Below are 15,468 nucleotides of genomic sequence, written 5' to 3' on the forward strand. Positions count from 1 at the left end.
TTATGCCTCACCAGTAAGCACGGCATCCGAATTCATCTGGATAAGATATCCGACAGTCGGATCCATGGTCTTGTCATCATCGACACCCCTGATAATCGGATACTCCCAGCGCTGGGTTGTCGGGTTGAAGGCCAGAACCTTATCCCATTTCTCTCCAAGGCTTGAGAGGGCGACATTGGCTGCAGTTGGCTGCATTGCCATGATACCAATACCCTCCCATCCTTCAGAGAGGTTGCGGGTGTAGGTCTTGTCTGCAACGTAGGTCGGCTGGATCGTCTTTGCAGAGGTCGAGTAGACACGGTATGCCACCTGCGGGATAACAGCGTAATCCCCGCTGACATTTGTCCAGTTGGTCATTCCATCGTCTGCACCGTAGATTGCATACGGAACACTTGCGTTGTCAACACCTGCAAAGATCTTGTTTAAGGTGTTGTAATCGCTGGTGACTTCACGTGGGACTGATACGTGGTTGTATCCTGGCTGGAGGTTGATGTAACTTCCAGTTCCGATTGTGATGTAGTCTTCCTTTGTAACAGTGCTTGTTCCACCATTGTTGGTGATAGTAAGCGTTACTGTGTACACACCTGGGTTGTTGAACGTAATCTTCGGGTTCTTGTCTGCTGAAGTTGCAACAACCTGACCGCCGGTCAGGAACTGCCAGTTCCACGCAGTGACCACACCGGTTGACAGATCAGTAAAGTTCACGCTTGCCGGGTAGTACGCAGACTCGGTCGGGGTTCCAACAAAGTCAGCTGCCGGTTTGTCATGAACGATTGTTATCTGCTTCTTGACAGGTGCTCCGATACCGAATGCGTTGCTGACAGTCAGGGTAACGTCATACGTTCCTGCTGCATCGTAGGCATGGGTCGGAGACTGCAGTGAAGATGTATTGCCATCTCCGAACTCCCACATCCAGGAGGTCGGACTTCCGGTGGACTGGTCAGTGAACTGAACGGTCTCTTTGATTCCTGCTGGCTGCGGGACAAATGCGAAGTCTGCAACCGGTGAGGAGAGAACGTTGATGTAACTCTCCTTCACTACCGAACTGACGGTTCCGGCTGCATCGGTGACTTCCATCTTGATGGTATACTTACCAGGAACAGTGAAGGTGTTCTTGGGCTTCTGCTCGTTTGAGAAGAGAGCACCGTTGCTTGACCATGCCCAGGCAACACCCGGCTTATACGAGGTGTCATTGAACTGGACGGTCAGAGGGGAGTTTCCTTCTGTCCGGTCAGCAGAGAAGTCATAGTTTCCTTCGCACTTCTTCTCTGACAGGTTGAACTGGGTGTGGACATAGATGTCATCAACACCAGGCTGGTTCATGGTGTCAAGGAGTGACTTGAGGGCAACTCTTCCATAAAGGGCGTTCTTTCCTTCGATCTGGAAGGCCCGGCTGTCCGGAGTTGGCATGGTGGTGAGCACATACCGGTCACCGTTCGACTCAGTTGCACCGAGTCTGATATTGAACATGCCATTGTTTCCGGGTGCCTGGACGACCACATCATAGGTTCCGGGAGTGAGCTGACAGAGGTCGATTCCATTTGCCTGGAAGAGTCCTTTGTTCAGTTCAAAGGAGTATGTTGAATCACAGTACAGCGGAGTTGTGGTCAGCAGGTAGTTCTGGGTACCAAACTGGCTCTGCCCAAAGAGCCAGACCTGGAGTTGCTTACAGCTGTTTCCACCGGACTGTCCTTTCAGCACGATCTGTTCAGTGCCGCCAAGGGTTCCACAGGGGTATCCAGGGCAGCAGCAGCGGGTTACATCGTTCACTTCTGCGGTCAGGTCTGGTTTGACCAGGGTGATTGGGATGGAGGTGATGACACCACATTCCGGACACTTCTGCAGTTCACAGACGCCCCGCTCACAGGCCACTCCGAGGCAGCCACCATATGAACATGAGCCTGTTGAATTACCGTTACAGGTGCAGAACCGACCATCTGCGTTCACGCTTGCGATCCAGAGAGTGTACTCTCCCGGTCCGAGAGGTGAGTTATTGGTCACCCAGTTTGGATCGATCCGCCAGAAGTTGGACTGTCCGTTCTTTGTGTCATACACTACTGCACTTACCGGATCAAAGGATGTCGGGTCCCTGAGGTTTACTCCGCAGGGGTCGAGTCCCGGGCCGGTCAGCCAGATGTAGGTCATGTTGCTGTCTGTGTTGGTGCCTTCGAGTCTGATCTCGTCACCTACAAAGAAAGAACTTGAAACTGTACCGTTGACAGTCATCGCAGAGGCTGATAGTGCCCCTTTGGAGATCGTCACTTTGGTTTCAGCCTTCTGTTCGTACTCGATATCCTGAACCTGAATCGTGTAGGTACTTGCGTTCACCGTTGTGTCTACCCAGAACGGAACAGTCACAGTTCCCTGTGGGCCGGTGGTTATGTTTGCATAGTACCGGGTTCCGGCTTCAAGAACTGCATTGCCCTGTGACGGGAATGCATCTCCAGACGGAACAAGCTGCCTGATGGTGGTGTTCTGTGTGCAGCAGTCAACCACGTACTTCAGACCGGTAGGGTATGCTCCACCTTCAGGATCCAGAACGATACCGCTTGTTGCAAGTTGGGTCCGGTCACCAGAAATGAATGGTGGCCGGTCGCAGATCTTGCCGGTCAGCTTGGTCGGGCACTGATCATAGATGAAGATCTGATATGCAGTGTTGGGGAGGCCGGTTACTGTTGCGGTGAAAGATTTGTCGCGGCCTGTAGGGCTGGTGCTGGCGATACTCAGCGGCCGGGCCTCAAGTGTCAGCGTGTTCTCCTGCCAGGTGTATGTCGATACCTGGTGGTTCTTGAACATGTTGTTGACATTACAGAGAGCGACAAGTGAGTAGGTGCCAAGCCCGTACTTGTAATCTGATTCTTCACCAGTATCAGCAATACGCCACCCGGTCCACCATCCAATCGAGCCACCGGGCTGTGTGTTGTCAGGCCAGATCCATCCTGCGGATGGGTTCACATTCAGGCCGGTAAGTGGCTTGTAGCTGGAGACACCGCTGCGGGTATCAAGAGTCATCATCTGAAGCAGTTGCTCACCGTCGGGTGCAATCACCGACATGTTCAGATAGTATCCGACATCCGGGTAATCCAGACGGGTTGTTATGTCATCGAGGTTTGTCTCGACATCATACTTGAACCTGATAACATTCCCCCGGTAGGTAACATTCTCAACCTTCATGTCCGTGTCTGCATTCCAGACATTGAACTTGAGAGATGGTTCCTGCGAGGTAAATGCCTTGACTGGTGATCCATCGGCTGCATAGAATGGCACTACTCCGTCAGGAGAGAGATACCAGTCATTCTCCGGCTTGTCAGTCGGCAGCGTAAAGTCGGTTGGATTTTCAATCTTTATGGCATCGGTAACATTCCGAACCACGTTGAGTGCGACTGCATACGGGAATGCTGTCCCGTTGTAGTTCATACAGTCGCTTACATCTACATGCTCTTCACCGAAGAATATCGTGTGTCCCTGGAGGACCTCTTTGATGACGACATTCTGATCGATGTTATTGAACGTTTGAGCCGAGACTCCTGGCACTAATGCCAACAGAAGGCATCCTGCCAGAAGCATGGCAATCAATAATTTTTCTTTCATCGCATACACCCCAAATCACATCGAGTCATGATCACATCCATGAACGGGTGAACCCTAGTTCACAGCTAACCCCCATTCACTCTGCCCGAATACCGGCCAAGGGCCAGAAACAGTACCGGGCTCTCATTATCTGCCGTCACCCTGAATCACTACGGATTCAGGTTTGCTGATAATACCTGTCATGGAAAGTTCAGTGACGTATTCGACCCCCATTCGTAGATAATAAAAATCCTATATATTATTTCTAATATAAATATTTCCATAAGTATCCAGGATATCCTCTTTTTTTCTCTTACAAGTCAGGTCTCTGATTAATAATCCATCAAACGAAGATAGAAAGGGATCGGTTTAGCCAGCAACAAAAATATTTCAAAATTTAGATAAATTAATTTTTTATGGGTGTTCTGAAGGTTTTCTCAACCGGGAGCATCAAATGTTCCAGCGCATATATTTCCCCTTCATACGAGTAAGATCAGCATCAGGGAGCCGCAAGAAGAAGATCGCGGATTTTTTACAACAAAAAATCTTCCTTGCTGCGGGCAGAAAAATGCTGGTGCCCAGTCAGGGTAACTATATATAAAAAAGATCCAGGGAGTCCGGTGTTATCTGACACCAATTGTCTTGGTTTCAGAATCACTGAACTGTCCATTTGAAACTTTCAGGACGACAGTGTACTGTCCATCCACCGGATAGATATGGGTCGGGTTCTGGATTGCTACATTGGTTCCATCGCCAAAGCTCCAGCTCCAGGTTGTTGAACCTTCAATTTCTCCAGTTGAGGCATCAGTAAATGCTATGGTCCTTGTTCCAATTGCCTTTGACGTGAAGTCAGCAGTGATAACTCCCGGAACCGGTGTTGGTGTCGGTGTCGGTGTCGGGGTTGTGTATCCAGCGGTGATCTGGACGGTCTTAGTCATGAGGCTGGTTGCTCCGGTACCGTCATCAACAGTCAGAGTGACATTGTACGATCCCACTTCCTTGAACCTGTGGGTCGGGTTCTGCTCGGCCGAGGTCAGACCATCGCCAAAGTCCCATGCCCAGGTTGCTGCACCAACAGAGGTGTCAGTAAACTTGACCAGGTAGCAGCAGGTCTCATCCTTGTCAAGGTAGTCCCAGTAGAAGTTTGCATATGGCTGCGGACCGACCGTGATGGTTCCGAGATCATACTGGGAACTGACACCGTCAACGAGCTGGCAGAGAACTGTCACTGCGTAATTACCAGGAGTCTCGTAGATGTGAGTCGGATTCTGTTCTGCAGTGACACTTGAGTCGCCAAAGTCCCAGAGCCAGGCCTTAATCAGGGGAGCGGACTGCTCAACAGTCTTGTTGTTGACCGTTGCAGATGCAGTGAACTCCACCTTGAGCGGGAAGGTTCCGTTCATCGGGTCTGCAGTTGCAGTGATGACCGGTGGCTGGTTCTGCACGATGATGTAGTTCTCCTTGGTCATCTCGTTACCTTCACCGTTCACGTTGGCTGCACGGAGGGTAACCGTGTACTGTCCGGGAGTGGTGTAGGTATGAGACGGACTGCGAAGCGAGGAGACAGCACCATCGCCAAAGTTCCACTGCCAGGAGTCGGCCCAGGTGGTGGTGGTGTTGTCTAGGAACTGCACGGTGAGCGGGTACTCTCCGCTTGTGACATCAGCATTGAAGTCAATGCTTGGAAGCACACTTGGTGATGCCGGGACCTGAATATCCTGTGAGGTGGTCGAGGCATTATTGTACTGATCGGTTACGGTCAGAGTAACGCTGTACTGTGCTGGTGCAGAGTACGTATGTGCCGGAACCTTGTCAGTGCTGTTCGTTCCATCGCCAAAGTCCCAGAGATACCAGAGATCAGTTGAACTGAATGACTGGTCGATGAACTGGATAGTCATCGGGTCTACGTTCTTTGGAACATAGGTGAAGTTCGCAATCGGTGAACTGTAGATCGGAACTGCACTGACGTTGATCTGCTGGGTGATGTTGCTTACCTTGCCATGAGTGTCAGTTACCGTAAGTGTCACCGGATAGGTGCCAAGGGTCGGGAACTGATGAGCCGGGCTGAGGTTAGTGCTGGTTGAGTTATCACCGAAGTCCCAGGAGTAGGTCAATGGTGTTGAGCCGAAGGACTGATCGATGAACTGAACTTCGCCGGTGGTCTCATGGGTAATCGAGTAGGTGAAGTTTGCAACAGGCTCGAAGTACTTTGAGGGGACCTCTTTTACAGTAATATAATCGTACTTCTTCTGCTCCTTGGTTGTAGTTCCGTTAGAAACCTTCAGGGTTACGGTATAGTTTCCCGGGGTTGTGTAAACATGGAGAGGATTGGTCTCATTTGAGGTTACATTGTCTCCAAAGTCCCATGCCCAGGAGGTTCCCGTAAAGGTTGAGAGGTCAGTGAACTGGACCGGGAGTTTAACGAGACCTTCGGTTGGGGTTCCGTTAAAATCAGCGGAACCACCGTTGCATATGTCCTTAATTGTGAACTTCAAGGAGACATACTTGTCAGTAACCTTCGGGCATACCGGGCAGAGAGCCTGGCCCTTATCATTAAGTTTCGTAATCAGGGCCTGGTATGCTTTGTATCCGACAAGGTCGCTTGGGATATACGAAGGACCAACACCAATTGCATCACTACCACATCCAGGTATCTGAACAATTAGGTTGTATTCACCTGCATCAAGTTCACAGAATGGGATATGGTTTCCATTCGTAGAGAACAGAGTCCGGACATCCAGGCTGAACGTTCCTTTTGAATCAACACCGGAGGTAAAGTTGCTCACAAGATATGGAGCAGATCCCATCCAGTTGTTACCGAATAACCAGACCCGGACTGACTGCTGTGGTGTTCCGGTGTAACCAGTCAGGTTGATGGAAGTCATCGGGTCGCTTGAGCCACAAGGGAAAGCCTCACAACAACACCGATCAACAACCTCTGGAACTGTAAAGTTAAACTCTGGTTCAGTAACTGTTATTGAAACTGTTGCAGGTGCTGGACCGCAGGTTGGACAGTCGTATAATCCGCAGATCCCACCCTCACTGCAACTTGCACTGCATCCTTCCAACGTATACTTGTTTTTAAGGCGGGGAACAACGTCAGATGAGTTTACACTGGATGCGTAAACCGTGTAATTACCACCAGTGCAGGGAGCTTCCCACTGATAATACCAGGTACCATTCATAAAGGCACCCTTATCATCACTTGGCTGGGGTTCAACGGTCAGTGCCCCTAAGAACTGGCCACATTTTGGAAGACCTTCACCGCCAACCCAGAGATAGGTCGTATTACTGTCGGTATTTGTTCCCTGAAGCATCACCGTGTGTCCGGACTGAATTGTGGAAATCGGCACCAATGAACCCTGACTCCAGGATGTAAAGTTGTACGCTCCAGCTATTACAGCACCGTACGTGATTGTGACATTGTAATCCTGGGAGTCACTGCCAGGAACACTCTGCTGAAAATCAGACTGTAAGTGATATGTGTACGTTCCTGGTTTCAAACTGGTTGCTACAAATTCGTTTGTACCATCATCTGGGTAGAGAGTTCCAACCATTACAGAGGTATTGTTTGTATTGATCATACCATAGTAATGAGTTCCACCCCATGGCACTGTCCAAGGTCCTACTGACGGACTATCAATTCCATTGGGTGAAACATCCCTAAAGGTATAAGGGTTACCAAAATCTTCGGGCCATATTGTTGCATTATTCCCTAATAGGAGAGTGTCTCCACTGATTGAACTATTTATCAAAAATGGAGGACGATCACAGATGTCACCAGTCATCGTCTGTGGAACAATTACCAACCCAAGGTGCATCGGAACGCTGGCAGAACTATTCCCACTTATAGAGAGATTGAAATAGCCATCCACATTCGGTTGCCCATCACTCACACCACCGCGGGTGACGGTACTAGGCCCACTCATTGCTACTGAGGCCGATGCCAGACCAGCCAGCATGCACAATAGTATGATTGAGATAATTCCCAATCTCTTAAATTTCCCCATATTAAACCATCCTGACAACATTTCAATAACACCATCCGAACGGGAAAACCTTGATCAACCTTCTCCCCGCCTTTATCAATTAAAATCCAGATTTCTCTTCAAACTTTAATTTCAAAGCGATGTAGAACCTGAAGTCAGTTTAACCCCACAATTCCGAATAATAGACATTGTATTTATAATAAATCAAATATAAATTTTTCCATTAGAATCCGGAAAAAGTTACTGATACAAAAAAGAGAGATTCTGGTTATTTGATCTTTATATAGAACGTATTGCTATCTGAAGCATACCCATTTGAAATACTCAACTTAATCGGGAATGTTCCACTATTTGCAAATTCATGGCATGGATTCTGATCTCTGGATATATCTGAACCATCACCAAAGTCCCAGGACCAACTGTTTATTCCCACACCTTCTGAGTTATCAAAGAACTGGATCTTTTTTCGGTTAGAGAGATCTGCATAGACCAGAGTAATTTTGGTGCTTACTGTCGGGCTCAATGCCGTAATGAATCTCGGACTATACGTTGTATTAGATACCCCGGATTTGTTGAAGACATCAAGCGTGACATCATACACACCCGGATTCACATAGGTATGATTCGGTCCCTGTTCTGTAACTGAACTTCCATCCCCGAATGTCCATTTCCATGCCGCAACCGGACCTGATGAGAGATCCATGAACTGAACATTAAACGGAGCTACGCCCCGGGTTGACACTGCGCTGAAGTTCGCATACACCGGCCGTGCCTCTATGGCAGTCGTTGCATTCACTAACCTCTCCTTTGTGACAAGGATCGAACCAGCCGAACTGTTCACGGTCTCATTCACCGTATACACTCCGGGAGTCTCGTAGGTATGACTTGGATTCTTGTCAGTTACCTGCCCTGAATCATCACCAAAGTCCCACTTGTACGTAAACGGCCCTGTTCCTGATGACTGGTCAACAAACGAGACTATCAGCGGTACCGGCCCCTCTACCGGAACAGCAGTGAAGTCAGCCTTGTGCAAAGCGGGTTTTTGAACAGTGATGAAGTTACTCTGATTGATCACGTTAGAGGTGTTCCCACCTTTCACCTGAAGCATGACATCATAAACTCCCTCCTCTGCATAGATGTGTACCGGGTTCTTGTCGTGGTTTATGAGTGAGCCATCGCCGAAAGACCAGTTGTAGGTGAGGGGAGTCTCGCTGTACGACTGATCAATGAATGAGACCTGAAGCGGGGCGGTACCATTGCGGGGAGTTGCCGTGAACATCGCTGAAAGAGGTGCAGGTTCACGGACAAAGACGCTGTTGTTCCTGATTACTGAACCTATTCTGGTTCCATCACTCACGTTGAGTGCTACGTTATAAGAACCAGGCTGGGTATAGACATGAACCGGGTTACGCCCGGAAATAGGAGTTGAGTTATCACCAAAATCCCACAAATAGGTGAGATGACCGGTTCCTTCTGCAAGACCAATGAAATTGACCGTAAGTGGAGCAGTACCATTGGATGGTGAGACCGTAAAGTCGGCAATCGGAACAGGGGGTGTATCAACAGCGATATACCCGGTTTTCGTTGCTATGTTCGAACCACCGGGGCCAGTTACATTGACCGACACATTATAGAGCCCCTTGGCAGTGTATGTATGAACTGCAGAGGGCTCGTTGGCACCATAATTTTCAGAATCATCTCCAAAGTCCCAGTTGTAATTATAAATCCATTGAGCGGGTGACAAATTACCAAAAAACTCACTCGTTCTTGGTGTCTGATCCGTAAAGGTAACTGTCAGATTAGTGGTACCCGACTGTGGTGTTGCAACAAAGTCTGGTTGAGGAGGTCGGACAGGCAGAACATGGATGAATTTCTCCTGAGGAAATTCTCTAGTCCTTCCCTGATCAGACGAATAATTATCACTCACATTCAGGATAACCGTGTACCATCCAGGATCAGTATAGGTGTGAACCGGATTCTTGTTATTCCTTTCAAAATCCGAAGTTGTAGTATTGATATCAAAAGTCCAGTTCCAGCCCTGAGCCCCTACAGACTGATCGATGAAGGAGACATTTAGTGGCGGATACCCTGACCGTGGTGATGCTGCAAAATATGCACTTAGTTCACCTTCAACCGGCTCGGTAACGCGGACTTCACCAGTACTGTTGCTCGTAACGAGGGTCCCGTTCCAGACCGTCATGCAGACTCCATAGGTACCAGGAGTGGTATAGGTATGAGACGGGTTCGGGTTATCTGAAGCATCAGAATCCCACGTTCCATTCCCATCCAGATCCCACCGGTAAAATGTTGCATTACCTTCGGACTGATCAACAAACGTAACATTGAGCGGAGCTGGCCCAAAAGCAGGAACTGGGGCAAACTGAGCATAAATATCTTCACCCAGCACGACGCCCGCCAGGCAGGACACACACGCGATACTTATGAGGACCTTTGCAAGAAAAAGACCCCCACTTCTCTTCTTACCAGAATTTTTCATCATTTCACCGAATAAAACCTGTCTGAACATTATTCATATGACAACCCCACATCAGAAACAAGCCATTCCCTTCGGATTGGTCCCTGAAAAGAGACTCAGATCAGGGATGCATGTATGGTGGGATTTTATCATTCATTTATTATTAATGTTCGTATTTAATTACCCAGCGTAAAAATTCGAGGTAAATACCAGTAATTTTAAGGTATTTTGGAGATCACGAGATCAAAGTCAGGTTCCTGACCGGTATAGATCCTACGATCTATGAAACCCTGGGATCGAGAATCCGGGTTAAATATAGCCGGCAATTCAGGACCATAGATGGCGATCTACATCTTTCAACAATTCATCGCTTAAATTGAAAACCACCTGCAAAATACAGACATATATCAGCCCCAGATGACATCAAAAAAAGTGAGACGAACTCTTCTATGACTCAGGACCTGAAAGAGGAATAGCAACAGGATATAAAAACCCGGTTTTTAGTCATACCTTTAAACCCGGATATGGCTTTTTTACCGGATTAAATAAAAATAAAAGAGATATAGGGGTTAATTCACGATTACTGCGTTTGGTACTGTGACCGAACCACTGTAATCACTGTTCTGTGCTAGCAGGGTGACTGAATATGCTCCCGCAGTAGTATACCGATGAGTGGCATTCTGGAGCGTTGAGGTTTTTCCATCACCGAAATCCCAGATCCATGAGATCGGATTTCCGGAACTTGTATCTGTAAACAGTACATCAAGCGGAGCAGTCCCATTGTGAAGAGAAACATCAAACGATGCGGTTATCCGGCCAGGAACAGGAGTAGGCGTTGGTTCAGGTTCAACACCATTGGTGACAGTGATAAACTTATTCCACATCCCATATCCCCCGCTTTGATCATTATTTGCACGCAACGTCACCGCATATGTACCTGGATCGTTGTAGGTATGTGAGGGGAACGGAGTAGCATTTGTTGTGCCGTCACCGAACTGCCAGAAGAATGAAGTTGGGGTACCGAGTGACTGGTCACTAAACTGAACAGTCAGGGGAGCCGGGCCACGACGTGGTGAAGCATCAAAGAAGACCTGAACCAGTCCCGGGATCGGAGTGCCATTCACCCTGATTGAATAATCCTTTGTAAGATTGGTAAACGTCCAGTTACCCACCGGGTAATTATGAAGGATATCATCCACAGATACGTTTGTCAGGGTAGAGCCTGGCCTTGCCTGCATAACAAATGACTGATTTGAGCTAGCAGGATACGAGTTGCTGCCTGATGGGATGATCTTGCTCCACCGGTTTGATGAAGAGTTTATAAGATACGAATCAGGGACCTGTGAAAACTGCGCATGTATTGACTGATTTGATCCAACCTTCGTAAAGTTGTACACAAACGGAGAGGCTTGTGCTCCAAGATTAACCGAATCATTAATGATAACATCAGAGATTGAATAATCCTGGAGTGCAGCAATCGTGAAACTCTTGTTGTACTGATCAAATACTGAGACCAATCCGGATGGCTCGATTGTCCCCCCGACCCCGGCTGTCGCATCGATATACCATCGTTGTGGATACAGCACCTTGAAGCTGGCCGCAATCGTGTGATCCTCGGTGACATTCGGGAAGATATATGATCTGATTGCTCCCTGGCTCACGTTATCAACCAGCACCGTGTTCACAACCATCCCAAGATTAGAGGTGATGTTAAACGTCTGATTTGCCCCGTGATTAACGGCAACCACACCGGACGGGCTGATTAAACCTCCTGCCCCTGCAGTTGCAGTGATGTTATGAGTCAACCCACCGGTTGAATTAAACAGGGCATAGATGGTATGGTTTGCAGTCACATTTGGGAATGTATACGAACTGACAGCACCTGCACTCGAGTTATCAGTGAGAACATCTTTTATCGAATACCCGGCATTCGGGGAGATTGAAAATGCCTGATTACTCCCTTTTGCGACCTGCACAGTTCCGGAGGGAGAGATAGAACCCCCTGTCCCGGCAGATGCAACAATCGTGAAGATATCACCCTGACCTGATGTAAGAATAAACTGTGATGTAGCTACAACACTTCCGCCATCAGGATTTGTGAGGTTCACAAGGTAGGTACCAGCAACAGATCCCGAGAGATTGAACGTTGTCCCAAGATTACTACCCTCACTGTCAACAATGGTCGGTGTGTAATTAAAAATGGACTGACCAGATACTGTATTTACAAGTTTTAATGCCGCTCCCTCCTGAATGTTACTACCAGTAACATTCATTGAAAAAGATGTTGATGAGTTGTTGCCGGTTTTCGGGGTGAAATCAGTAATCACAGGACTGGGAGCAGAATACGAGACATATCCCTTAATACAGGTGGTACTATTATCATCGTTTAACAACTTAGAATCAACCCAGGTCGCCCCATTTGAGCTATAATACCCATCTCCATCAGATATTGCAGGATTATATCCCCTGGTATTTGGAAGGTACTGGATAGGAAGCGAATAATTATAATCAGTATTTACCTGATGAGTAACTATAGAAAACCTATCCTCTTTCATCAGTTTCACCGGAGTTGTCAGATTGATAACATGATACCCGGCACAATCATATGTTCCATTGCAGGAATATTTTTCAACTCCGCTACTTGGGGTTGTTGTCAGGTTTGTATAGACTTTAACTTCATATGATGTTGGACTGTCAGTTGTGTAAAACCCGATAGCATTAAGATATCCTGTATTAGTCACATTGTAACATGATGCTCCCCAGCTTGATATTGTATAATCAAGAGTGAAAGATGTAGTGGGTCCGGCAAGGTCATGCTGATAGATCTGATCATACCTGGAAGTATTTGAGCCAAAAAACATCACGTTATACTTCCCGATGTTGGCGTCATAGTATGATATCCACCCATAGCCACCATCAGCCCAACTAGTACCCCAACTGTTCTTTATGAGAAATGCCCCGTCACCAGGTGGTGGTGACGTGAAGTTACTCCTGCTGAAGTTGTCATCCCATCCAACGATGGCCACAGCATGATTTATTGATGTTGAAGTTGGGTAGTAATAACTATTAAAGGTAGAATTCCACCCAGAATTTTCATAATAAGTCGTTGATAATGCACCGTAGTTGATTACTGAATCCTTTATTGCTGACAGATCAGTTGATGAATTCCGGTCAGGAAGCCAGTTTATCTGATAAACATTCTTCTCAACCGGACCTGAAGGAGAGGTATAATTCCAGGTATCACTTGGATATGGATCATTCTGCTCTGACACAGGACCTAGTTGTGCAGCTAAGTATCCACCAGAATTGTAAAAGTTACCACCAGAATCAGGAGTTGAACCTTTCAAATTCCGGTTCACCATGTTCTTCTCTGAGAAGTTCAGGTTTTCATTTGGCATTAGATTTGATTCAAGAGAAGACATTGCTGCAAAAGCCCAGCAGGTTCCCCAGGGATTTTGATTTTTTACTGATGTCACCCGGCCCTGTGATCTCAGATCATATGATGAAGGATACTGGATAGCAGATGCCAGAACCTCCATGTTATCTGTAGGATCAGATATCCGACATTCAGGTGGCACAAAACCAGTCTGATAGGTTTGGTTTTCTTCCACAGAATTAGCAGTAACCAACTCTTTGTATGCCAGATAATCAGGATTAATCGGGGCCATCTCAATATTTGCTGCCCCGACGCTTGAATTGTCAGCAATACACAATCCAAAAAGTCCTGAAAAGAGGAGAAGAACGCTCATAACCAAAACTACTCTACTAACTCCATACAACATCGAATACCCCCAACCGATAACAATGGTTATCTGATTTACTTTTATATTACGATTAAAATAGATAAAGATGCCGCAAATAACTGATTATTTGGAAAAAACTGCATTTGCAATTACAAGTGCTTTTACAAAAAAAGGACCGGTGGTTTACCAAACTGTGATATACTGGTTCCTCACCGCACTGTTGCGTGCATTGCCTATCATTGCCTGTGCCCGTACTGTGTAAACACCGGGTGCATCGTATTTGTGAGTCATATTCTGCTCATACCCGACACCGCCGTCACCAAAGTAATAAACCCATGACCCCATGAGGTCGTTTGTACTTCCATTAAAACTGACTGATAGTGGAGCAGAACCTGAGGTTACATTACCCATGAACCAGACAGGAACCTGTCGTGCATTGATATAATCCGGCCTGACCTTGGTATTATTATCGGTAGCCCCCTGGACTGTCAGTGCCACATCATGTGATCCTGCAATCCAGTAGGTATGCGTCGGACTACTGTTCGTTGCATTAACAGAGCCGTCATCAAAGCTCCAGTTAAACTTCAATCCATTCGGATTATCCGGAGATGTATACAGGAACGAGACGTTGAACGGAATGATTCCAGTCGTCGGGGTCCCGGTAAACTCGGCACCAGGCAGTGGTGGAGCATTCACAGTTAAGGTACCATTCGTTACCAGAACAGGATTAATCACAACTCCATTCTTATCCTTCAGACTGTTGATCGTCACATTTATCGGAGACGTCCCAACGGCCAGACCCTGGAATGTTATATTCAAGGCCTTTGCAAGGGTCACATCACCACTCATTGATGCTGTTGCATTTAACGTGAGAACTGATGCAGGCAGCGTAGAGTTACTCTCAAGTTTCACACCGCTCGGAGTTGAAACATTGGTGAAGTTACCTACAGAACCGGCCTTGAGCCCGATAGTAAGGTTATACAGAGAGAGGCCGGTTGTCAGACCAGAGATTGAAACATTACCATACCCGCTCTGTCCTTTCACCAGTGAGATATCATTTGAAGTGATTGCAGGAGCAGCAATGCTCTGGTCGTATGGGATCAGTTTGCTTAGCGTATCTTCTCCAACCCGGACAGTAACATTCAACACGCCAGCCTTTGGAGTGAAACTCGGCGTGAACGTGATCTGTCCTGCAGAAGCACTCCCCGAAGTATATCCTCCAACCATCCAGGAAAGGTTAACCGGTGTTCCGATTGTGCTTACTGCCTTGAGTACCCGTACCCCATAGGTCCCCGCGTCAACTGTCCCGTTTGTATCAGAAACAAATAACTGCGTGGAATTATTGAAGAGAACTCCTTCAACTGAAGTAATTGTGCCAGGATTTAGGGAAAACGGCACCACAATACTGCTCGCAGTAAGGCCCTGTATCCCGGTTGTCTGTGGTGTAAACCCGGCATCAAACCCGACCAGAATCTGTTCACCGCTCGACAGAGCAGGATAACTGATGGTGACCGGCATATTCTTATACAGAGAATCAGGGGAGATTGTAATGTCAGCTGATGATACAACCGGCAAAAGAATGACCCCAAGTACTATCAAACCCATCCACAATGAACGCATAACATCCCTCGATAACTATAGGGGTATTTTTATTATAACAATAAAAATATAACGGAAGATATAGAATCAG

The 15,468-nt window shown here is 47.3% G+C and carries 5 protein-coding genes; all 5 read right to left on the bottom strand.

Annotation, left to right across the window (positions count from 1 at the left end; translation table 11 throughout):
- On the bottom strand, positions 1-3,591 hold the full coding sequence (locus tag ACHZA2_RS02490) for a PKD domain-containing protein (RefSeq protein ID WP_319578401.1): 3,591 nt from the start codon (positions 3,589-3,591) through the stop codon (positions 1-3).
- A gap of 602 nt (positions 3,592-4,193) precedes the next feature.
- Positions 4,194-7,466, bottom strand: coding sequence for a PKD domain-containing protein (locus tag ACHZA2_RS02495; protein WP_394698464.1), 3,273 nt, complete (start codon positions 7,464-7,466; stop codon positions 4,194-4,196).
- 361 nt (positions 7,467-7,827) lie between these two features.
- Positions 7,828-10,059: a PKD domain-containing protein gene (locus ACHZA2_RS02500; RefSeq protein WP_319578403.1), complete on the bottom strand. Its 2,232-nt coding sequence runs from the start codon at positions 10,057-10,059 to the stop codon at positions 7,828-7,830.
- 545 nt (positions 10,060-10,604) lie between these two features.
- Complete coding sequence (locus ACHZA2_RS02505) at positions 10,605-13,784, bottom strand: PKD domain-containing protein (RefSeq protein WP_319578404.1); 3,180 nt, start codon at positions 13,782-13,784, stop codon at positions 10,605-10,607.
- 177 nt (positions 13,785-13,961) lie between these two features.
- On the bottom strand, positions 13,962-15,383 hold the full coding sequence (locus tag ACHZA2_RS02510; protein ID WP_319578405.1) for a PKD domain-containing protein: 1,422 nt from the start codon (positions 15,381-15,383) through the stop codon (positions 13,962-13,964).
- Between the last annotated feature and the right edge of the window lie 85 nt (positions 15,384-15,468).

Source organism: uncultured Methanospirillum sp., assembly GCF_963668415.2.
Classification (GTDB): domain Archaea; phylum Halobacteriota; class Methanomicrobia; order Methanomicrobiales; family Methanospirillaceae; genus Methanospirillum.

Coding starts and splice junctions, on each gene's coding strand:
- ACHZA2_RS02490 (WP_319578401.1), bottom strand. CDS start 3,591: ATGAAAGAAAAATTATTGATTGCCATGCTTCTGGCAGGATGCCTTCTG.
- ACHZA2_RS02500 (WP_319578403.1), bottom strand. CDS start 10,059: ATGATGAAAAATTCTGGTAAGAAGAGAAGTGGGGGTCTTTTTCTTGCA.
- ACHZA2_RS02505 (WP_319578404.1), bottom strand. CDS start 13,784: ATGAGCGTTCTTCTCCTCTTTTCAGGACTTTTTGGATTGTGTATTGCT.
- ACHZA2_RS02510 (WP_319578405.1), bottom strand. CDS start 15,383: ATGGGTTTGATAGTACTTGGGGTCATTCTTTTGCCGGTTGTATCATCA.